The 20,332-nt window shown below is 70.3% G+C and carries 17 protein-coding genes; 7 read left to right on the forward strand and 10 right to left on the reverse strand.

Translation table 11 applies throughout. The annotated features are described in order from the left end of the window. Nucleotides 1-155 precede the first annotated feature (155 nt). The 4 genes from DQ384_RS09005 to DQ384_RS09020 form a co-directional block, all read right to left on the reverse strand. A complete protein-coding gene (locus DQ384_RS09005; protein WP_114028248.1) occupies nt 156-2,558 on the reverse strand; it encodes an ATP-binding protein in 2,403 nt (800 codons plus the stop codon). A gap of 168 nt (nt 2,559-2,726) precedes the next feature. Beyond that, on the reverse strand, nt 2,727-3,338 hold the full coding sequence (locus DQ384_RS09010) for a DUF6879 family protein (RefSeq protein ID WP_220182854.1): 612 nt from the start codon (nt 3,336-3,338) through the stop codon (nt 2,727-2,729). Beyond that, nucleotides 3,331-3,525 (reverse strand): hypothetical protein, encoded by a 195-nt coding sequence (locus DQ384_RS09015; RefSeq protein WP_342769386.1) that lies wholly within the window; start codon nt 3,523-3,525, stop codon nt 3,331-3,333. Before DQ384_RS09015 ends, DQ384_RS09010 begins: the two co-directional genes overlap by 8 nt. 705 nt (nt 3,526-4,230) lie before the next feature. Next, entirely contained in the window at nt 4,231-7,320 is a 3,090-nt protein-coding gene (locus DQ384_RS09020; protein ID WP_114028250.1) for a helix-turn-helix transcriptional regulator, read from the reverse strand. 148 nt (nt 7,321-7,468) lie between these two features. Here DQ384_RS09020 and DQ384_RS09025 point away from each other — a divergent pair, with 148 nt between their 5' ends. Both DQ384_RS09025 and DQ384_RS09030 read left to right on the forward strand, forming a co-directional pair. Then, complete coding sequence (locus tag DQ384_RS09025; RefSeq protein WP_114028251.1) at nt 7,469-7,930, forward strand: PPOX class F420-dependent oxidoreductase; 462 nt, start codon at nt 7,469-7,471, stop codon at nt 7,928-7,930. Nucleotides 7,931-8,203: 273 nt separating this feature from the next. After that, nucleotides 8,204-8,470, forward strand: a complete 267-nt coding sequence (locus tag DQ384_RS09030) for a trypco2 family protein (RefSeq protein ID WP_114028252.1) — start codon at nt 8,204-8,206, stop codon at nt 8,468-8,470. Nucleotides 8,471-8,551: 81 nt separating this feature from the next. On the opposite strand, the gene DQ384_RS09035 is transcribed toward DQ384_RS09030, so the two are convergent. Both DQ384_RS09035 and DQ384_RS09040 read right to left on the reverse strand, forming a co-directional pair. After that, nucleotides 8,552-8,875: a DUF1330 domain-containing protein gene (locus tag DQ384_RS09035; RefSeq protein WP_114028253.1), complete on the reverse strand. Its 324-nt coding sequence runs from the start codon at nt 8,873-8,875 to the stop codon at nt 8,552-8,554. 149 nt (nt 8,876-9,024) lie between these two features. After that, the gene (locus tag DQ384_RS09040) at nt 9,025-10,143 is read right to left on the reverse strand and encodes a questin oxidase family protein (RefSeq protein WP_114028254.1); all 1,119 of its coding nucleotides are present in this window, start codon (nt 10,141-10,143) and stop codon (nt 9,025-9,027) included. Between the two features lie 218 nt (nt 10,144-10,361). Between DQ384_RS09040 and DQ384_RS09045 the strand changes: the two genes are divergently transcribed. The 4 genes from DQ384_RS09045 (at nt 10,362) to DQ384_RS09060 (ending at nt 13,874) form a co-directional block, all read left to right on the forward strand. Continuing rightward, on the forward strand, nt 10,362-11,684 hold the full coding sequence (locus DQ384_RS09045) for a glycoside hydrolase family 18 protein (protein WP_245966327.1): 1,323 nt from the start codon (nt 10,362-10,364) through the stop codon (nt 11,682-11,684). A gap of 215 nt (nt 11,685-11,899) precedes the next feature. Continuing rightward, nucleotides 11,900-12,313: a nitroreductase family deazaflavin-dependent oxidoreductase gene (locus DQ384_RS09050; protein ID WP_114028255.1), complete on the forward strand. Its 414-nt coding sequence runs from the start codon at nt 11,900-11,902 to the stop codon at nt 12,311-12,313. Nucleotides 12,314-12,399: 86 nt separating this feature from the next. After that, complete coding sequence (locus DQ384_RS09055) at nt 12,400-12,879, forward strand: HIT family protein (protein ID WP_114028256.1); 480 nt, start codon at nt 12,400-12,402, stop codon at nt 12,877-12,879. A 77-nt stretch (nt 12,880-12,956) separates the two neighbouring features. Further along, nucleotides 12,957-13,874 carry an NAD(P)-dependent oxidoreductase gene (locus DQ384_RS09060; RefSeq protein ID WP_114028257.1) on the forward strand — a complete coding sequence of 306 codons (918 nt, stop codon included), beginning with the start codon at nt 12,957-12,959 and terminating at the stop codon, nt 13,872-13,874. Nucleotides 13,875-13,963: 89 nt separating this feature from the next. On the opposite strand, the gene DQ384_RS09065 is transcribed toward DQ384_RS09060, so the two are convergent. Continuing rightward, nucleotides 13,964-14,980, reverse strand: coding sequence for a zinc-dependent alcohol dehydrogenase family protein (locus tag DQ384_RS09065; RefSeq protein WP_245966328.1), 1,017 nt, complete (start codon nt 14,978-14,980; stop codon nt 13,964-13,966). 171 nt (nt 14,981-15,151) lie between these two features. Further along, nucleotides 15,152-16,273 (reverse strand): acetate/propionate family kinase, encoded by a 1,122-nt coding sequence (locus tag DQ384_RS09070; protein ID WP_245966329.1) that lies wholly within the window; start codon nt 16,271-16,273, stop codon nt 15,152-15,154. 98 nt (nt 16,274-16,371) lie between these two features. Here DQ384_RS09070 and DQ384_RS09075 point away from each other — a divergent pair, with 98 nt between their 5' ends. Continuing rightward, complete coding sequence (locus DQ384_RS09075; RefSeq protein WP_114028260.1) at nt 16,372-16,845, forward strand: hemerythrin domain-containing protein; 474 nt, start codon at nt 16,372-16,374, stop codon at nt 16,843-16,845. Nucleotides 16,846-16,857: 12 nt separating this feature from the next. Here the strand turns inward: DQ384_RS09075 and DQ384_RS09080 are convergent, their stop codons facing one another. Together DQ384_RS09080 and DQ384_RS09085 are read right to left on the reverse strand one after the other, a co-directional pair. Beyond that, nucleotides 16,858-18,714, reverse strand: a complete 1,857-nt coding sequence (locus tag DQ384_RS09080) for an APC family permease (protein ID WP_114028261.1) — start codon at nt 18,712-18,714, stop codon at nt 16,858-16,860. A 204-nt stretch (nt 18,715-18,918) separates the two neighbouring features. Next, nucleotides 18,919-20,151, reverse strand: a complete 1,233-nt coding sequence (locus tag DQ384_RS09085; protein WP_114028262.1) for an alginate lyase family protein — start codon at nt 20,149-20,151, stop codon at nt 18,919-18,921. Between the last annotated feature and the right edge of the window lie 181 nt (nt 20,152-20,332).

Genomic DNA, 20,332 nt, shown 5'->3' on the forward strand with positions numbered 1-20,332 from the left:
GGTGATGCACAGAACGACTTCGTGTCCTGCCAGAAGGCATCCTCCGAGTAGGGCCTCGAAGATGTCCGCCCGAAAGGACACGAGCGCGACGCGAAGACTTGTGGGCATGCGCTTCTCCTCGCCGGAGTCCGAACCCGGGGCAACTACCGGCCGGATCACAGCGTCCGGGCACGATCATGTAAACGACGCGCCGCCGGGTCGTCGAAGAGGGCGAGTATGCGCTCGGCTTCGCGTGCGTGCGCCTCGGCTTCACCCGGCCTTCCGTCCTTGGTCGAGGCCGCGGCCAAATTGATCAGCGAGACGGCGAGAGACCACTGGTCGCCGAGCTCGCGGAACGTCGCCGTGGCCTGCCTGTGGAAATCGGCGGCCTCCTGATACCGGCCTAGTGTCTGATACGCCTCACCGGTCGCGTCCCAAGCGCAGGCTTCACGGTATCGGTCACCGATTCGCCGATGCAGCACCGCGGCTCGGTGATACTGGTCCAGGGCCTCTTCGGGGTTACCCGACGCCGCCTGGACTCGGCCCAGTTCGATGAGCCACCATGCTTCCCAGACCTGGTTGTCGAACTCTTGGGCGATGGCCACCGCATGCTCGATCAGCCTCAGCGCCTGCCCGAAGTTGCCGGCGCCACGCTGAATTTGACTCCCACATCGCAGGGCATCGCCCTCGGATCCGCGGTCGCCCAGCTCACGGTAGAGCTCCAAGGCCTGACGGTGCCATGTCTCCGCGTTCTCCAGATCCTCAAGCTCGGCGTGTGCGTACGCCAGTGCGTTCGCGGCGATCGCCTCCCACCCTCGGTTGCCCAGACGCAGGGCAAGAGAGTGGGTCTCCTCGAAATATGACTTCGCCTCGGCAAGACGATGCGCTCGGAGCATGGCCAGCCCGATCCCGTTCAAAGACGAAGCCTCGCCGATCTGATCACCGATCTCGCGCCGAATGGCCAGTGCCGATTGGTGGTACCCGATCCCTACGTCCAATTGGTGGGACTGGATGTGCAACTTGGCGAGGCTTTCCAGGATCAGAGCCGAGCCGGCACGGTCATCCACCTCTCCTACCGCGGCAAGTGCTATATCGCTGGTCATTCGCCAATCGTCGAAGTGATTGAACCTGGCGTATATACGGTGCAGGACGGCGGGAAGTTGCCAGGCGATGTCATAGAACCGGGCGTCCACGGCGCTGCGCACCGCCGCCACGAGGTTGGCCCGTTCTTGCTCGTACCAGCGAACGGCGTCGCCGTGGTCGGCGAAGACAGCCACCGGGTAGTCATCGGCGGTCGCAGTAAGTGGCACTCGAACGGCACCCGGCGCGATCACCGCCAGGGCGGAGGCGGTCTGTCGCAGGTACCACAGAAGTGTCCGGCGCAGAACCGTCGACCGGACCGCGGAGTCCTCCTCATGGCGGACCTGGTCGATCGCATAGGCCCGCAGCAGATCGTGGAACTGGTAGCGGTCAGATGATTGCTGTTCGAGGAGGTGCGCTCCGACGAGGTCATCAAGCAGCCGCCGAGCCCTGCTGATGGTGATTTCAGCCATCTCGGCGGCGCATCGGCTACTGAACTCGGCGCTGGGATGAAGCCCGAGGAGCCGAAAAAGCCGGCCGGCGTCTTCGTTGAGAGCCCGGTAGGACCAGGCGAAAACGGAGCGGACGGCATCCGATTCCTCATCGTCGCCGGTTGTCAACGCGTCCCACACGGCCGACTCGTCCCGCAGATCGTCGATCAGCTCGCGCAGGGGCATCCGCGGTCGGCTGGCTGCCCGCTCCGCCGCTATGCGGAGAGCAAGTGGAAGTCGCGCGCACAATTGGGAGAGTTCGGCGACCTCCGTCGGGTCGTCCGCCGGTCGGTAGTCGCTGACAAGGTTGCGGATCAGCGTCACCGCCTCGGCTTCGTTCAGGATGCCCAGCGACAGTCGTTGAGCGCCGTCTCGTGCCACCAGCCCGGACAATCTGCTTCGACTGGTCACGAGAACCAGGCATCCAGGGATTCCGGGCAGAAGCGGCCTTACCTGTCCGACACTGGATGCGTTATCAAGGATGACCAGCATGCGACGACCGGCCAGCCGTGAACGGTACAGGCTTGTCCGGGACTCGAGCTCGGCCGGCACGGCGGCCGGTGGAACTCCCATCGCGCTCAAGAACCGTTCGAGTGCCTGGTCCGCGCTCACCGGCGGGCCGGGGTCGTATCCACGGAGGTTGACGTACAGCTGCCCGTCCGGGAACTCGTCCAACACCTCATGGGCCCAATGCACCGCGAAGGATGTCTTGCCCACGCCGGCGGTACCCACGATCACACAGACGGTGGAGAATCTGGACGATTTCTTGTCCTCGGCCAGGATACGATCCAGACGCGCGAAATCATCGGCGCGGTTGACGAAACCGCGGACGTCGCCGGGCAACTGCCTGATGACGGGTGCGTCACGCGCTGCGGAGGCGCCATGGAAGTGCACTCCACCACTGATGTCCCTTGCCTGGACAACATCGCTGGCCTGTCCGGAGAGCTCGGAACGAGTGCTTCCCGATCCCTCGTTCGAGACCTCCTCGTTAGGCCTTTTTCTGCTCATTACATGACCGTTCTGGCTGGCGGCGAACAGACCGACGGCGTCTCGATGGCTGGTGGAATCGTTCTAAGCCGACTCGCTGATCATGGTACCGGTGGATCGGGCAGAAGGTGATCTTCTGGCCGAGTGGACGCCGCACTGTCCGGACCTCCACTTCGGCCGCGCGGTGGTTCAGGTCGTACGCGGCGGCTTCATGGATGCGACCCGTCTTTCGAAGAAACTGCTGACGTCCTCGCCCTTTTGGTAGAGCTCTTCGATGAAATTCCGCCACATTGCCAGATCTTCGGGGCGATCGGAACGGACGGCCCCCGTGAGCACCCCGGTGTGATCATAGAGCACCTGGTAGGTGGCATTGGTGCCAACGGTGACGATTTCCGGCAGTCGCCCGTCCCGCTCGAATGCTCCTATGTCGGCCTGACCGATGATTCGGATGTGTTCGCCCAGCTCGGCGCGCTGCTTCAGCGAATGAATCTGCCACTGAAGGTAGGGAGTGATCTCTTCCTCCACGACGCGCACCCTGTAGGTGGTGAATCCGCTGGAGGATACTCGCTCATAGTACTCTTTGAGGCTGTCTCTTCTTTCCTCGATAAGGTGAAGAGCTTCTAGCCAGTCCCCGCGCTTGAACGCCTCCCAGCTGTCGCTCCCCTGTTCCTGGAAGGACTGAAGCCGCTCGAACTTCCAGAAGTCCTGCTCGCCGATCGCCCAGAATCGCGGGTAAAAGTCTTCGAGGTACTCTTCGGAAGACAATTGCTCACCGGTCAGCGGGCGAGGCAGGTCACGCATTGGGGATGTCCTCCTTCGCGGCGATCAACATCTTGCGGGGGAGGACGACCAGTGCCTCATTGTGCCCGATGCTCACGTCTGCGGGGAGACGGCGGGAGTACTCCGCCGTCAGGTCTCTTCCTATGACTGCGATGTCGCCATTGTCGAGCTCCCACAGGTCTGGACATGACGGATTATTGTCGGTCATGTCCAACTCGGCGGCTGATTTTCCCAATCGTCGCTTGAATGACGCGGAACTGTCTGCTTCCCACCTCGCCGGCATAACATCCCTTTAAGTGAGCTGCTATTGCGAAGAATTGATTCTAACACGCCATTCAAAGTCGAACAATGAGGGGTGATAAGGACATCGCTTGGAGGGATGAGCTCGCACACCCCGTCGGAGAACTATTGGGGACGATACCAGCCGTGGCGCATGGGGGGACCTGGCCGGAGGCGGAGTGGGGAACCGCTACTGGCTCGTGATCCGCCGGGCTGCGGGAAACCTCGTGACGCGCCGAACAGAGCGGGACGCATCGGGGGTGGGTGGCCGCTTGACGGTCGTTGGTAGATGCTGTCCGTATGGGTATCGGTGGTGGGTTTCGGACGTCAGGTGCACATCACGCGTGCAATCTCTATCGTCTACACCTGATTGTGGTGTCTGGTACTTCTTGTCGACAATGCCGCTCCATCGCCGGGCCATCCGTGCATCGTCTAATTGGTCTCGCTCTATTTGATGATCTGGCATATCCGATTGGCGATTGAGTCGCAGTTGGGAGCCATGTCCAAGTTGCCGTCCGGGCTCAGGTCCAGCCGCGCTCCTGGATCACCGGTACTCCGAAGGGCGCCGGAGGCGTGAGAGCCGACCGTCTCCGCCCCGGACGTCCGGTCTGTCAGCGCGATGAATGCAGCATGCTTATCGCTTCTTTGCGGAGTCTCCGCCTTGGAGCTGTGCGTCCTCGAAGAGGTTGAGGCGGTGGGCTGTGGCGGCGGCTTCGCCTCGGGACGTGACGCCTAGTTTGGCGAGGATGTTGGAGACGTGGACGCTGACGGTCTTGGCGGAGATGAACAGCTCGGCGGCGATCTCGCGGTTGCTGCGGCCGGTGGCCACCAGCCGGAGGACTTCCTGCTCGCGGGCGGTGAGGCCGAACCCCGGGTCGGCGGGCCGCGGCGCGGAGGTGGCGTCGTCGGAAAGCTGGAGGCGGGCGCGCCTGGCGAGGGAGTCGATCTCGGACGTCAGGGGGGTCACGCGGAGGCGGTCGGCGAGGCGTGCGGCGCGTGACAGCCGTTCGGCGGCCTCGTCGCGCTCACCGGCGGCGATGGCGGCCTGGGCCGCGCCGAGCAGGGTGCGGGCCTCGGCGTACGGCTGGTGAAGGGCGTTCCACGCGGCCACCGCCCTGTCCCACAGCACACGTTCGTCGGCCGCGGATACAGGCCCTTCGCCCCACGCCGCGTCTTCCGGGTCGCTGTGGGCCCGCCCGGCGGAGGGCCTCACGTCGGCGTCGTCAGGGGACGGGCCGGAGGGTTCCCGGCCGTCGCCTTGATCGGGATGGGGGGAACGGGCCGGTGCCCCGCCTATGGCCGATATGACCTTCGTGGCCCGGCACGCCTGGGCGAAGCGGGCGATGAAGGTGAGGCGGGACGCCCGCTGGAGCTCGCCCTCGACGGGGAGTTCGGTGGCGATCGTGCGCAGGTCGGGGAGGAGGGGGCCTGCCGCGTCGAGGGCCGTGACGAGGACGGGCCACACGTAGCGGGGGGTGGAGCGCAGGTCGTAGTCGTGGACGGCCTTCCGGACCAGGGCGTGGGCGTCGTCGGTGCGGCCCTGGGCCAGGCGCAGCTCGATCTCGCGGCGCAGGTGGGGAAGGATGGACTGGTCGCGGTAGGAGCCGCGGGCCAGGACGTGCGTCGAGGAGTGGAACAGTGACTCGGCGCGCTTCGAATCGCCCCGGGCGAGGGCGATGTCGGTGGCGAACCCCTGCAGGCTCATGCGGTAGGGCGCGGGCGGCACGACCTCCAGGGCGCGGTCGATGACCTCCAGCGCTTCGTCCCACCGGCCGAGCGACAGCAGCGGCTCGGCCAGGTTGATCGCCAGGAACGCCCCCGACGTGCGGGCCAGGCCGTACGCCTCGGCGTCCGCGATGCCCCGGCGGGCGACCTCGGCGGCCTCCTCGTGCCAGCCCGCGCCTTCGAGGGCGTCGGACTCGGAGATCGCGACGCGCATCAGCGCGTTGTAGCCCTTGGTGCGGGTGGCGATCTCGCGGGCCCGCGCGAACGCCTTGACCTGCTCCTCCATCGAGGAATAGCGGCACCGGGCCCAGGTGAGCGTGACCAGGGCCTGCGCCTCGGTCTGCGGGTCGTCGACCTCGCGGGCCATCTTCATGGCCTCCTCGGCCATGGCCTCCTTCTCGGCCCAGGCGTCGGTGTCGTGCAGCGTGCGCGCGAGGTTCTCCAGCACCTGGGCGCGCAGCCTGGACGGCGGCGAGGCGGGGACGAGGCGGACGGCGGTGCGCAGGTCGTCGAGGTAGCCCTCGCGGCCGAGGTCGTAGCGGACGAGCCCGCGCTGACGCAGCAGGCGCCCGGCCCGGATGGGGTCGGTCTCGGTGTCGATCTCCTGCAGGGCCGCCCGGGCCAGGGAGATGCCGCGCTCGAACTCCCCGGCCAGGTGCGCCACGGTGATGGCCTGCCGGTACACCTCGACATGGTCGACGCCGATCTTCGCCGCCGCGTCCGGTACGCGATCCCACAGCTCCAGCACTCGGGTCAGCATGCGCAACTGCTCGTCGTACGCCGTCGACTTGCGGGCCACCGCGGCCGCGCGCCAGGCGCTGACCAGGGCGGACGTCGAGTCGAGCGCGGCGTGCCAGTGGTAGGCCAGCTCGATGGCGCCGCGCGGGGCGGGCAGGATGCCGGGCTCGCGCTCCAGGGTCTCGGCGAATCGGGTGTGCAGGCGGACGCGCTCGCCGGGCAGAAGATCGTCATGGACGGCCTCGCGGATCAGCGCGTGCCGGAACGCGTACCCCTCGCCGTCGACCACGAGCACGTTGCCCGACACGGCCGGGCGCAGTGCGCTGGACAGGGCGCCGTCGTCGAGGCCCGCGACGGCCGACAGCAGGGCGTGCTCGATGCGGTCGCCACCGGCGCTCGCCACCCGCAGCAGCTCCTGGGTGTCGTCGGGAAGGCGCTCGACGCCGACCAGGAGCAGGTCGCGCAGCGAGTCGGGCATCGCGGCCGCCTCGCCCCCGTCCAGCAGCGCCTCGACGAACAGAGGGTTGCCCTCGCTGCGCGCGTAGATGAGGTCGACGTCGAGGGCGGTCGGCTCTCTGTCGAGGATGCTCGCGGCCTGCTGGACGACCTCGCGCCTGCTCAGCCTGCGGACGTCCAGGCGCAGGACCCAGTCGATGCGGCTCAGCTCGGCCAGCAGCGGGCGCAGCGGGTGGGTGCGGTGGAGCTCGTCGGAGCGGTAGGTGACGAGGGTGACCAGGCGGGTCGCGGGACGCTGGTAGCGGACGAGGAACGACAGCAGGTCGCGCGTGGAGCGGTCGGCCCAGTGGGCGTCCTCGATGATCAGGATGGTGGGCTGGAGCTCGGCGAGCCGCTCCATCAGCCCGAGGACCTGCTCGAACAGGCGGGCCCGCGCCTCGGCGCCGTCGTCGTCGGGCTCGCCGAACTCGGGCAGCAGGCGGGCGAGGGCGCGGGTTCTGCCGCCGGCCAGCAGGGCGGCGACGCCGTCGTGGCCGATGTCGCGGACGAGCTGGCGCAGCACCGCCGTGAACGGCGCGAACGGCAGGCCGTCGGTGCCGAGCTCCAGGCAGCCGCCCACCAGCACCCGGGCACCCTCGGAGCGCTGGGCGAACTCGCGGATGAGGCGCGTCTTGCCGACGCCCGCCTCGCCGCCGACGAAGACGGTGGTCGCGGCCCCGTCACGCGCCCGCGCGAGCGCCCGCCCGAGGACGTCGAGCTCGCGCTCGCGTCCGACGAACAGGGGGCTGACCATGTGCACCGTCACGCCTCCCAGGATGCCACCCCGGGCCGACAAAACCGCGCGGACAATGCGGGCGATACGGAGGGCCCGGATCCCGTACCGGCCGCACCGGCGACGCGGGCCGTCAGGGCTGGGCGGGGGCGAGGTGCGGGGACGTCGTACAGTGAGGGGCATGAGTCCGAAGATCGCGACCACGGACGTGGTCGGCCGTGAGGAGCTCCTCGACTTCGCCCGCGACCGTCACCAGGCGATCCTGATCACGCGTCGGCGCGACGGCGGCGTGCAGGCGTCGCCGGTCACCTGCGGTGTGGACGGCGAGGGCCGCGTCGTGGTGTCCACCTATCCGGAGCGCGCCAAGGCCGCGAACGCGCGCCGCGACCCGAACGTCAGCGTGGTGATCCTCTCCGACGACTTCGGCGGGGCCTGGGTGCAGATCGACGGCACCTGCGAGGTCCTGGACATGCCCGAGGCGCTGGAGCCGCTGGTCGAGTACTACCGGGTGATCGCGGGCGAGCACCCGGACTGGGACGACTACCGCGCGGCCATGGAGCGCCAGGGCAAGTCCCTGCTGCGGGTGACCCCGGTGAGCTGGGGCCCGATCGCCACGGGCGGCTTCCCCGCACGCCTGGCCTGACCGGTTTCCTGCTCTCCGCTTTCGTTCCTCTCCCCGATGCCTTTCGGTGGCTTCCGCCGTTCCGTCCCGGCATCGCCGTCATGGACCGTGGTCAGCCGACATCAGTGGAAGTTGGCTGAAGTTGGCGGACTTCATACCAGGGCTCCGACGCGGTGGCCGGGGGAACGGGAATGACTCCCCCGGGATCGGCCGCCACCGAACCACCGGCCTGACCTGCCGCCTTCGGCGCGGGACCGAGGCGGGCCCGGCGGGCTATGGAGAGGAACGAGCGACATGGCACACGAGCCGCTGTCACTGGCCGACGCGATGGACGTCGTGCGCGCCGAGATCGGCAAGGCCCGTATCCGGGCCGAGGTGCTGGGCGAGGAGATCCGGTTCGATGTCGGCACCGTCGAGGTCGATTTCGAGGTGCAGTTCAAGCGCACCGGCAAGAACGACGACGAATTGGTCTTGAGCGTCGTGGAGAGGGACGGCTCCGACGGCGGCGACACCCATACCATCAGGTTCCCCCTCACTCCGGTCTTCGAGCCGAGCCCGTGAGAGCCGCCCAGGGCGCCTGATCTCGCGAGAAATCGGACGCCCGGCCTCCCGGAGGCGCGGGGAACCGGTGGGGACGCCTCGTCAGTCGGACAGGACGTCTGTCGCGCGGTGGTCCTCCGATACGCCGTCGACCAGCATCGTGTCCCCGATCGAGTTGTCCGTGCGCAGGTGCAGGATGCGCTGGTACGCCTCCGACCTGTACCAGCCGCCGGCGCGCTCGCGGTCGGGGAACTCGATGACGATGAGCGCTCCCGGCCAGGAGCCTTCGAGCACCTCCCTGTCGCCGCCGTGGATGAGGAAACGGCCCTCGAACGGCGCCAGGGTCGCGTCGATCTTCTCCAGGTACTCCACGATCTCCGGCCCGACCTCGACATCGCGCAGGTGGGCGACCGCGTAGGCGCGCATGGTCCCTCCATGGGGGTTGAAATCGGCAAATCTCCGGAGGAACAGGAGGCGGATCCCGTCCTCCGGACGACTACGAGCATCGCAGCCGCCGATCGGAAGGGCGATTACGCGGGAGGTAACGCACGCTCTTACCGAGGAGGTCCTACGGGTCAGCCGCCGATCAGCGTCCCCACCCGCAGCGCCGCCGCGAGGGCGTCCGGGTCGCCGGTGCGCGCGTACACGTCCACGGCGGTGTCGGTGAACTTGATGTAGTGCTCGTCCCCGTGCGCCACGGCCCGGTCGAGCACCTCGGCGACCGGGTCCGCCACGTCCGGTGCCACGGGCAGAACGGCGCGCGGGGCGCCCTCGGCGGGGGCGTACGCCGACACGATGGCCGCGCTGGTGCCCCAGATCACGGCCAGGCTCGGCGCCCACAGCTCCCGGGGCAGCTCGGGCAGGATGTGCAGCAAGGCGTTCGGCGCCGTGGCGGTGTGCACGAGCAGCACGGGGGAGGCGTGCCCGTGGCGGAGGTAGTGGACGGTGGCGGCGTCGATGAGACCGGCGAGCAGCGCGGGCACGTCCTCGGGGCCGGCGGGCGGGCGCAGCGCGGCCACCGATCCCGGCCAGGCGGGCATGACCGCGAGCTGCCCGAGGCGCCGGGCCACGTTGCCGTTTTGGTCGGGGATCCGGGCGACGGCGTCGAGCGCCGCGCGCGGGTCCAGCTCGCCGGAGGGGACGGCCGCCGGGAGGACGCCGGTCGGCCGGCCGCCGGCGCCGCTGGTCTGACCTTCGCCGAGACCGCCGCCCAGCTCGGTGACGCCGGGCACCGCCAGCGCCCGCGCGGCCCAGAACGCCAGCCCATGGGCCAGCTCGGCGACGGCGGGCGGGCTGTCCCCGCCGTCCCGCAGCGCGCGGACCGCGTGGCCGACGCGGATGACGCCGTGCGTGGTGCCGGCCGCGATTCCCGGCAGCAGCCGGGGCCACCAGGCGACCAGCACCTCCCGCCAGGGCCGCTCGCGGACCTCCCGCTCGAAGTGGACGCTCCAGTCGCCGATCCGCCGTCCGTCGCCGAGGGCCTCGGCCCAGTTCGCCTCGGTGATCGCCTCCTGAGGCCGGGGGAGGTCGTCCAGGCGGCGGATGTAGGAGTCAACCCAGCCCTCGACCTCGTCCTCGCGCCCTCGCCGGACCAGGACCTCCGCCGCCATGGGGCCGTGGTTGGTCAGCTGGTTCTCACCCCACTCCGGCCCGGTGTGCCGGAACCGGTGGTACGCCTCGTCGAGCGTGCTCATCGTGCCTCCCCATGTCGGCGGATGTCACAAACAGGACAGTGGATCTTCAGCGAGGCTACAGGGCTTCGTCGGCGTTAGGGGATCTTGAAAGGGAGGTCCGAGGCGCCGATGCGTGATCGTGCATTGACGGCGCGCACGGCGGGCTCTACGATCCGAAAAACTTATAGGAAACTTTCCTATGAATATGAAGCCTCCCAGAGCAGCGAGTGGAGACGGCCGTGCGACGACCTTTCCAGCACCTTCTCACAGCGGCGCTCGCCGCAGGGCTCGCCGCGGTGGCCATGCCGGCCCAGGCCGCCACCTCCGCGCCCGCGACCGTGTCCGTACAGAAGACCACCCAGAGCCGGACGAGCGACCACGACGGCGGCGACCGCTACAAGCGGGTCGCGTACTTCACCCAGTGGGGCATCTACGGCCGTAACTACCAGGTCAAGGACGTGGAGACCAGCGGCGCCGCGGCGAAGCTGACCCACATCAACTACGCCTTCGGCAGCGTCGACGCCACGCTCAAGTGCGTGTCGGCCGACCCCTGGGCCGACTGGCAGCGGCCCGTCGCCGCCGAGCAGAGCGTGGACGGCGTCGCCGACGCGGAGGGCCAGGCGCTCAACGGCAACCTCAACCAGCTCAAGAAGCTCAAGGCCGCCCACCCCCGGCTGAAGGTCCTGATCTCGCTGGGCGGCTGGACCGGCTCGAAGTACTTCTCCGACGCCGTGCTCACCCCGCAGGCCCGCAGCACGCTCGCCGCGTCCTGCGTCGACCTGTGGATGAAGGGCGACCTGCCCGGTCTGGCGGCCGGGGCGGGCGCGGGCGTGTTCGACGGCATCGACCTGGACTGGGAGTGGCCCGGCTCCGAGGGCAACACCGGCAACATCATCCGGCCCGAGGACAAGCGCAACTTCACCCTGTTCGTCGCCGAACTGCGCCGTCAGCTCAACGCCTTCGACCCCAAGAGCCAGCTCACGGCGTTCCTGCCCGCGGCCGCCGCGAAGATCGACGCCGGCTTCGAGGTCCGCGACGTGTTCCGCAACCTGGACTTCGCCACCGTCCAGGGGTACGACCTGCACGGCTCGTGGGACCCGATCACCGGCCACAACGGCAACCTGTTCCCGGACCGCAGGGATCCGAACGCGATCAAGTTCAGCGTGGACACCACCGTCCGCGACTTCCTGTCGCGCGGCGCCCCCGCCAAGAAGATCGTCGTTGGCGTCCCGGCGTACGGGCAGGGCTGGACCGGCGTGAAGTCCACGGGCGACGGGCTCTGGTCCCCGGCCGCCGGCCCCGCGCCCGCGACCTGGGCGGCGGGCAGCGAGGACTACAAGGTGCTCGCGGGCAAGCCCGGCAAGCGGTACCGCGACCTGTTCACCGGCGCGCTGTGGCTGTACGACGGCAACGAGTTCTGGTCCTACGACGACCCGGCGTCCCTGACCCAGAAGGCCGCCTACATCCGGCTGAAGGGCCTCGGGGGCTCGATGATGTGGTCGATCGACGGGGACGACGCCAAGGCGTCCCTGACGTCGGCGCTTTACAAGATCCTGCGCTGACGGAGACCGCCCGGCGGGCCCGGTCCTCCCCACAGGGAGGGCCGGGCCCGCCGGTTTTCGTGAACGGCCCTCCACCCGTGGCGTCCGGACGTCCGGTAGGGAACGGAGCCCTGACCGGATGATTACCCGCGACCTGACCGAGGGTAGGGAGATCGAGTCAGGTGGCGTCGCCGCCGCAGTCGAATCCCGGCCTCATGGGTCGTAGGAGGACCGAAGTGGACGTCGATTACAACGCGAGGATCATCGAGGAGTTCCGGGCGAACGGAGGCAAGCTCGGAGGCCCGTTCGAGGGGGCGCCGATCCTGCTCCTGACCACCACGGGGGCCAGGACCGGCAAAGCGCGGACGAGCCCCGTCCTGTACGGCCGGGACGGCGGCCGCCTCCTGATCTTCGCCTCCAACGGCGGACGTCCCGCCCATCCCGCCTGGTACCACAACCTGCTGGCGAACCCGAAGGTCACCGTGGAGGTCGGCGGCGACCTCTTCACCGCCCTGGCCGTCCCCCTGGCCGGCGAGGAGCGTGACCGCCTCTTCTCCCGCCAGGCGGAGATCATGCCGAACTTCGGCGTGTACCAGGCCGCCACGTCCCGGACGATTCCCGTGGTGGCCCTCGACAGGCAAGGGGACTGACCGGCCTGGTCAGAGGGGCCGGGCGCGTGACGCCGTCCGCCGGGGCCTCTGGAAGGTCGCGATTCACCGCGAGGAATCATTGAGAGATGGAAACCTCAGGCGATGTGTGCGCGTTCTGCGACATCCTCGAGGGCAGGGCGGAAGCGAGCCTGGCCTTCCAGGACGATCACACGATCGTGGCCATGGAAAGCAACCCGGTGAACCCCGGGCACGCCCTCGTCATCCCGCGCGTCCACGCCGCCGGGCTGGAAGACCTGGACGAGGAGGCCGGTACCCGCATGTGGCGGATCGCCCAGCGGGTCGCGGTCGGGCTCCGGCACTCGGGCCTGCGCTGCGAGGGCATCACCATGGTCCTCGGCGACGGCGAGCCCGCGCTCCTCGGAGTCTTCCACGCGCACGTCCACGTCTTCCCCCGCTTCCGGGGGGACGACTTCGTGATCGACGCCGACTGCGAACCGCGCGACCGCAGGCTGCTCAACCAGGAGGCGTGGGTGCTCAGAGAGGCCATGAAGGCCCTCGCCGCGCCCCGTCGGGTGCCCGCCGCCGACCGTACCGCCACCGCCTAGCCGACGCTGCCTAGCCGCCACCGCCTAGCCGACACTGGCCGGCCGACGCAGCCCAGCCGACATGAAAGGAAACGATCATGCGGGTCGCCGTGATCGGGATGGGGAACATGGGCCGGGCGGTCGCGACGCGGCTGCTGGCACGCGGCCACGAGGTCGCCGTCTGGAACCGCACCCCCGGCAGGGCGGACGGGGTGGTGCGGGCCGGCGCCACCGAGGCGTCCTCGCCGCCGGAGGCAGCGCGCGGGGCCGCCGCCGCGATGATGTCGCTCACCGACGACCAGGCCGTGCTCGGCGTCATGCGGGCCCTGATCGAGCTGGAAGGCGACCCGGAGCCGCCCGTCATCGTGGACATGAGCACCGTCGCGCCCGGCACCTCGCGAAGCCTGCGCGACGTCGCGCCACGGCGGCGCTTCCTGGCCGCGCCGATCATCGGGGCGCCGCAGGCCATCCTGGACGGTGCGGCGTCCGGCCTGGTGGGAGGCGAACGGCGCTTCGCCGACGCGCTGGAGCCCCTGTGGCCGGACCTCTTCTCCGTCCACTGGTACTGCGGCGAGGACCCCGGCGCCGCCACCACCCTCAAGCTGGTCAACAACTACCTGTTGATGTCCGGGATCGCCGTCGTGTCCGAAGCGGTGGCGACCGCGCAGGCCGCCGGCATCGACTCCGGGCTGCTGCGCGAGGTCCTCTACGAGTGGCCCACGGTCGCGCCCGCGTTGCGCAACCGGCTCGACGACGTCCTCGGCGGCGACCACGAGGGGTGGTTCACGACCCGGCTCGGCGCCAAGGACGTGCGCCTGCTGGCCGAGGTGGCGGAGGCGCACGGTCTGTCCCTGCCCGTCGCCCGGCTGGTCGAGCGCAGCTACGAGCAGACCGCGGCGGCCGGCTTCGAGGACGCCGACATCGGCGCCATCGTCGAGCTGATCCGCGGCCGCGACGGTGTCCCCGACAGTGTCCCCGACGGTGTCCCCGACCCTGCCCCCGACGACCCCGGCTGACCTGGCGACACGGCACGCCGGTTCACGCGCCGCGCCGTGAGGCGCCCGCCCGGTGGGCCGGACCGGCGCCCGCCCCGAGCCCGGACCCGTCAGCCGCCGATGTGCAGGACGGCCGCGCCGTTCACCCGGTCGGCCGCGAGGTCGGCCAGGGCCTCGTCCGCGCGGTCGAACGGGTACGGGGTCGTGGTGACGCTGAGCGGGTGCCGCGTGGCCAGGTCGAGGAACGCGCGGCCGTCCTCGCGCGTGTTCGCGGTGACGCTGCGCACGCCCCGCTCGTAGAACAGGTGGTCCTGGTAGTTCAGCGACGGGACGTCCGTGAGGTGGATGCCCGCGACGGCCAGCGTGCCGCCCCGGTCCAGGGCGGCGAGCGCCACCGGCACCAGATCGCCGACCGGCGCGAACAGGATGGCCGAGTCCAGCGGCTCCGGCGGGGCGTCGTACGCGCCGCCCGCCGAGGCCGCACCGAGCTCCCGCGCCAGCTCCTGGGCCGCCCGCGACCGGGTCAGCACGTGCACGGACGCGCCCTGCGCGATCGCCACCTGGGCGGTCAGGTGTGCCGAGGCCCCGAAGCCGTAGACGCCGAGTCTGCCGCCCGGAGGAAGCTCGGCGCGGGCGAGGGCGCGATAGCCGATGATCCCCGCGCACAGCAGCGGGGCCAGGCGCTCGGCGGGCCGGTCCTCGGGCAGCGTGTAGACGTAGTCCTCCAGCGCGGTCGTGTACTCGGCGTACCCGCCGTCGGCGTCCCAGCCGGTGTACCGGGAGTTCGGGCACAGGTTCTCCAGGCCGCGTCGGCAGTACCGGCACCGGCCGCAGGTGTACCGCAGCCAGGCCACCCCGACCCGCGTGCCGACCTCCAACCGGGAAGCCCCCGGGCCGCGCGCCACGACCCGGCCGACCACCTCGTGCCCGGGGACGGTGCCCGGCCGTCTCGGCGGCAGGTCGCCCTCGGCGAGGTGCAGGTCGGTGCGGCACACGGCGCACGTCTCGACCTCGACGAGCACCTCCCCGGGACCCGGCTCGGGTACCGGCAGGCGCACCCGCTCAAGGGGACGCGTCTCCATCGGTCCCGGCCGCCGCACCACCCAGGCGCTCATGGTTCCACCCATGTCCCCATGCTCACATGCCCCTCCCGGCGCGCCGCACGGCCGTCGGCCCCGACGGCGCGCCGGTCAAGAGCGCGGCCCGGTGACCACAGGAGTCACGCGGACGTCCGCCCGACCTCGGGAGTCACGCGGAGGTCCGCTCGACCACGGGAGTCATACGACCTGACCATGGGGTCACGCCGACGTCCGCGCCGACTCGGCTGCGGCCAGCGCCTCCCGGGCCACCTGGAGCTCCTCCCGGGGCTTGACCACCAGGACGGGCACGGTGGCCCCGGGAGCGCTGACGATCATGTCCGTGTCCACCTCCTCGCGGACCGGCGGCAGGACGCCGAGCGCGCCCAGGCGGCGGCAGACGTCGCGGCGCACCTCGAACTGGTCCCAGCCGATCTCCCCGGTGAAGACCAGCGCGTCCACCCGGTCAAGGCCGGCCGAGGCCGCGGCGATCTCCCGGGCCACCCGGTGGGCGAACACCTCCAGCGCCAGCCTGGACGCCGCGTCCCGCGCGGCCACCAGGTCGCGGGTGTCGCCGGAGCGTCCGTCCGACAGCCCGAGCAGCCCCGAGCGGTGCTCCAGCCCGTCGCGCAGCTCCTCCAGGCTGAGCCGCTCGTCGTCCAGGAGCCAGAGCAGCATGCCCGGGTCGACGCTGCCGGAGCGGGTGCTCATCGGCACGCCCTCCAGCGGCGTGAACCCCATCGAGGTGTCCACGCTGACGCCGTCACGCACCGCGCACACCGACGCCCCGCCGCCCAGGTGGGTGAACACCATCCGCGAGGCCGCCGCCGGCCGTCCCAGCAGGTCGCACGCCCGTCCGAGCGCCCACGCGTACGACACGCCGTGGAACCCGTAGCGGCGCAGGCCGTACGCGCGGCGCCACTCGGCGGGCAGCGGGTACGTGCGCGCGGCCTCGGGCATGCGCGCGTGGAAGGCGGTGTCGGGGCACAGGACGTGCGGGATGTCCGGGAGCAGCCGCCGGGCGGCCTCGACCAGGGCGAGCGCGGGCGGCACGTGCAGCGGCGCCAGGTCCGCGAAGCGGCGCACGGCGGCGATCACGTCGTCGTCGGCGACGGTCGGAGCGAGGACGGCGTCGCCCCCGTGCACGAGCCGGTGGCCCGCCAAGGCGATGTCGCCGGTGGGCGCCTCCCGCAGGAAGGCGGCGATCGTCCGCTCGATCGCCGACGGGTCGGGGGCCTGTCGCTCGACGTACCGCTCGTGCAGCACCTCGTCCCCGCGGATCAGATCGAGCCGCAGGCTGGAGGACCCGGCGTTGACGGTCATGACCACTGCCTGGGAAGACACTGACGACATGATGCGACCTCTCCCCAGGCTCAGCGGTTTAAATCTCTCCCAGGAGGAAGCGGAGACAGTGCCGGACACGCGACGAGAGGGGACGCCGAATGGACGCCATCGTTCTTCTGAAGGACGACCACAAGACCGTCGAGGGCCTGTTCAAGCAGTTCGAGAAGGCCGGCGAGAAGGCGCACAAGGAGAAGCAGCGCATCGTCGAGCAGATCATCCAGGAGCTCACCACCCACGCCTACATCGAGGAGACGATCTTCTACCCGGCCGCCCGGGAGGCCGTCCCCGAGACCGGCGATCACGTCCTGGAGAGCGTCGAGGAGCACCACGTGGTCGTCTGGATGCTCTCGGAGCTCAAGAACCTCGACCCCGCGGACGAGCGGTACGACGCCAAGGTCACCGTCCTGATCGAGAACGTCCGCCACCACGTGGAGGAAGAGGAGCAGGAGTGGTTCCCGCAGGTGCGGGAGGGCATGGGCCGCAAGCGCCTCCAGGAGCTCGGCGAGCAGATGGAGAAGGCCAAGGCCGACGCGCCGAGCGACCCGCTCGCGGTGATGAGCGCCCGCCAGTGAAGCGGGCGCCGATCAGCTGAGCGCGGACAGGCGGAACCGCAGGCGGCAGACCACGGCGTCGCTCATTCGGCGCAGGCCCCGGGCCAGGACGGCGCCCCGCTGGTTCTGCAGGAACCGCATCCAGGCGTGCTCGGGCTCGATCTCGGCGATCAGCACGAACACGTGGGCCTCCCGCAGCGTGGCCAGGTAGGTCGCCAGCGGCCGGGCGAGGTGCCGGTGGGCGTCGTGGACGAGGACGAGCTCGACGTCCGGGTGCCACCGCTCCCATTCCTCGACGAAGGACCGGCCCTCGTCATCGTCGTCCGGGTAGGTCACGTGGACGGCCACGACACGGTCGCCCAGGGAGAGCGCCGCCGCGAGGGCTTCGCGGGTGAGCCGGTTCACCGCGTGCACCGGCACGACGACGACCGAGCGGCGGGGCCTGGGCGGGGCGGGCACCGTGCCGAGCTGTAGTTTGCGGCCGATGCGCGCGTACGCCCGGTTGACCCACTCCATGCCGAGCACGATCAGCGGCAGGGCGACGACGACGAGCCAGCCGCCCTCGCCGAACTTCGTGGCGGCGATCACCAGGGCGGCGACGCCGGTCATCAGCGCGCCGAAGCCGTTGAGCGCGGCCTTCCACCGCCATCCGGAGGGCCGCTCGGCGAGCCAGTGCCGCACCATTCCCGCCTGCGACAGGGTGAACCCGACGAACACCCCGATCGCGAACAGCGGGACGAGCTTGTTCATGTCGCCGCGCGTGCCGATCAGCAGCAGCGCGGCCGCGACGGCGAGGAACACGATGCCGTACCGATGGACCTGCCGCTCCACCCGCAGCGCGAAGAAGTGCGGCAGGTTGTTGTCCTTGGCCAACAGCTTCGCCAGCACCGGCAGCCCGCCGAAGGACGTGTTGGCGGCGAGCGCGAGCAGGATCATGGTCGAGAACTGCACGACGTAGAACAGTGGCCCGTCACCGAGGGCGGCCCGCGTCACCTGCGCCAGCACCGTGAACCCGTGCACCGGGCCGATCGCGAACTTCTGGATCAGCGCGGCGACGCCGATCAGCATGACCCCCAGCAGGGCGCCGAGCGCGATCTCGGCGCGCTGCGCGCGGCGGACGCGGGGCTTCCTGAAGGCCGGCACGGCGTTGGCGATGGCCTCGACGCCGGTCAGGGCCGCGCAGCCGTTGGCGAACGCCCGCAGCAGAAGCAGCGCGCCGACCGTCTCCAGCCCGTGGGCCTGGGCGGCGTGCTCGACGGGGGTGGCGGGCGCGCCGCGCAGCAGGCCGACGGCGATGACCAGGCAGATCGCGCCGACGTAGACGATCGTGGGGACGATGAAGGCGCGTGCGCTCGTGCCGACGCCCTGCAGGTTGACCAGCGTGACGGCGAGCACCACGGCCAGGCACAGCCAGGTCACGTGCGGCAGCAGCGCGGGGAACGCCGAGGTCAGCGCCGCCACCCCGGCCGCGACGGAGACGGCCACGTTCAGCACGTAGTCGACGATCAGGCTGGCGCCCGCGACGAGGCTCGCCCGGCGTCCGAGGTAGGCCTTGGCGACGCCGTACGCGCCGCCGCCCTGCGGGAAGGTCGCGATGACCTGGCGGTAGGAGATCGTCAGCACGGCCAGCAGGAGCGCGATCGCCAGCGTGACGGGGACCGCGTAGCCGAGCCCGGCGGCTCCGGCGAGCGCGAGGACGAGGACGATCGCCTCGGGGCCGTACGCGACGGACGCCAGGGCGTCCAGAGAGAGCGCGGCGAGGCCGCCGGGAACGCTGAGGCGGTGTTTCTCCGTGGCCGGGATGCCGGGTCTTCGGGGGGAGCCCTTCCCCGGAGGGGCGGTGCGGAGGCCCGCGTTTCCGGAGGGGGTCGCATGGTTGGTGGCGGGCATCTGATCCGTCTCCTACCTGGGGTTACGCTCCTATCCTCCGCCCGAAATTCGGATATTTGGTCATCTGTACGCGTTCTTGACGACGGGCGCCGTGATTCGTACGGCCTCTTGACGCCGCCCGTCCGGGCCCGGCGAGGGCCGCGACGCGGGCTCGAACCGGCCCCGCCGCGCCGCTCCCGGCAGGCGCGGCGGGGCCGGTGGCCGTCAGTTCGGGTTGTTCGCGTGGGTCAGCGTCTCCCAGGCGACGAACAGGTTGTTCGTCCCGGCGGGACGCTGCTGCTCGGTGAGCGTCTGGGTGTTGCTCATGGCGATGCCCATGCGGGTGTGCAGGGCGTTGTAGCCGACCTCCGTCACCGGGCCGAGGCCGCGGGTCAGGGTGCCGCCGCACAGCCAGGACGGCACGGCCGCGCCGAGCTGGTACTTGGAGTGGAAGCCGAGCGCGTGGCGCAGCCGCTCGGCGATCTCAGGGTAGAGGTCCTGCTGCTGGATCCTGGTCGTCTCGGCGACGTGCGAGATCGCCGAGATGCCGTACCCGGTGTGCACGAAGTCCCGGCAGGTCTCCTGGGCGAGGCCGTCCACGAACGTGGACTGCCCCTGCCAGTAGGCGATCACTTCGGACGGGGTGTCGATGGAGCTGCCGGGCGGGTACTTCGGGTAGGCGCCGTCGGCGGCGATGTACACGTAGGCCGCCACCCGGCCGCGGAACTTGGCGATGGCGCGGTCGTAGCTCGCGCGGTCCTCCAGGAAGACGGAGATGCCGACGGCGGCCTCCATCATGCTCAGTTCCCAGTTGCCGTTGCTGTTCGAGCCGTTGATGACCTTGGGCAGGTAGACCGTGCGCAACATGGTGGCGAACCGGTCCACCGACGCGCTCGGCCAGGCCGTGGACGTGTAGCGGATGATCTCCGCCGCCCTCGGCCAGCTCGACCCGGCCCACCCGGTCTGCAGGGGCGCGTTGCTGTTGGTGTGGTCCTTGATCGTGGCGGACCAGGCGTCCATGATCTGGACGGCCTTGTTGGCGTACCGCGCGTCCCGGGTGATGTACCAGGCGAGCGCGAGCGTGTACGCGGCCAGCGCGTCCTCGCGCTCGTCGGTGCAGCCGTTGTTGGGGTTGGAGTAGGACCCGCACTCCACGATCGCGCGCGGTTTGGGGGTCCTGGACAGGGAGGCGTACGCGCTCGCCATCATGCGGTCGTACGCCGTCTTCCAGGGCTGGGCGCCGGCGTTGACCTGTGCCCGGACGAAGTCGAGCTGGGGGCGGCTGACCAGGACGCCGGGGTGGGTGAAGGTGGCGGGGGCGGCGGCCCGGGTGGCCGTGGTCACGGTTCGGGCGGATGCGGATGCGGAGGCGGGGGCTGACAGGGCGCCGGCGACGAGGGCCGCCGAGACCGCGGCGGCCACGAGGGTTTCGCGGAGCCGGCTGGAGGGTGTGGCCATGGCTTCCTTCCCTATTCGATAGGAAAGTTTCCTAAAAATGTGGAGAGCGTATCTTTGACCACGGCTTTTGACAAGGCTTCGCCGAAGCGGTCGGCGCGGAAGCGGTCCCGTCGCACGGCTCGATCACAGGACGGCGCCGACGCCGCGCTCGCGCCTGTGCTCAGGCGTTTCCGGGCATGGC

The organism is Sphaerisporangium album, from assembly GCF_003323745.1.
Classification (GTDB): Bacteria; Actinomycetota; Actinomycetes; order Streptosporangiales; family Streptosporangiaceae; genus Sphaerisporangium; species Sphaerisporangium album.

Bases quoted from the DNA above. Each gene is read 5' to 3' on its own strand.
- DQ384_RS09035 (WP_114028253.1), bottom strand. From the start codon at position 8,875: ATGCGCGCCTACGCGGTCGCCCACCTGCGCGATGTCGAGGTCGGGCCG.
- DQ384_RS09030 (WP_114028252.1), top strand. From the start codon at position 8,204: ATGGCACACGAGCCGCTGTCACTGGCCGACGCGATGGACGTCGTGCGC.
- DQ384_RS09080 (WP_114028261.1), bottom strand. From the start codon at position 18,714: ATGCCCGCCACCAACCATGCGACCCCCTCCGGAAACGCGGGCCTCCGC.
- DQ384_RS09060 (WP_114028257.1), top strand. From the start codon at position 12,957: ATGCGGGTCGCCGTGATCGGGATGGGGAACATGGGCCGGGCGGTCGCG.
- DQ384_RS09065 (WP_245966328.1), bottom strand. From the start codon at position 14,980: ATGGGTGGAACCATGAGCGCCTGGGTGGTGCGGCGGCCGGGACCGATG.
- DQ384_RS09075 (WP_114028260.1), top strand. From the start codon at position 16,372: ATGGACGCCATCGTTCTTCTGAAGGACGACCACAAGACCGTCGAGGGC.
- DQ384_RS09005 (WP_114028248.1), bottom strand. From the start codon at position 2,558: ATGAGCAGAAAAAGGCCTAACGAGGAGGTCTCGAACGAGGGATCGGGA.
- DQ384_RS09010 (WP_220182854.1), bottom strand. From the start codon at position 3,338: ATGCGTGACCTGCCTCGCCCGCTGACCGGTGAGCAATTGTCTTCCGAA.
- DQ384_RS09025 (WP_114028251.1), top strand. From the start codon at position 7,469: ATGAGTCCGAAGATCGCGACCACGGACGTGGTCGGCCGTGAGGAGCTC.
- DQ384_RS09055 (WP_114028256.1), top strand. From the start codon at position 12,400: ATGGAAACCTCAGGCGATGTGTGCGCGTTCTGCGACATCCTCGAGGGC.
- DQ384_RS09040 (WP_114028254.1), bottom strand. From the start codon at position 10,143: ATGAGCACGCTCGACGAGGCGTACCACCGGTTCCGGCACACCGGGCCG.
- DQ384_RS09085 (WP_114028262.1), bottom strand. From the start codon at position 20,151: ATGGCCACACCCTCCAGCCGGCTCCGCGAAACCCTCGTGGCCGCCGCG.
- DQ384_RS09015 (WP_342769386.1), bottom strand. From the start codon at position 3,525: ATGACCGACAATAATCCGTCATGTCCAGACCTGTGGGAGCTCGACAAT.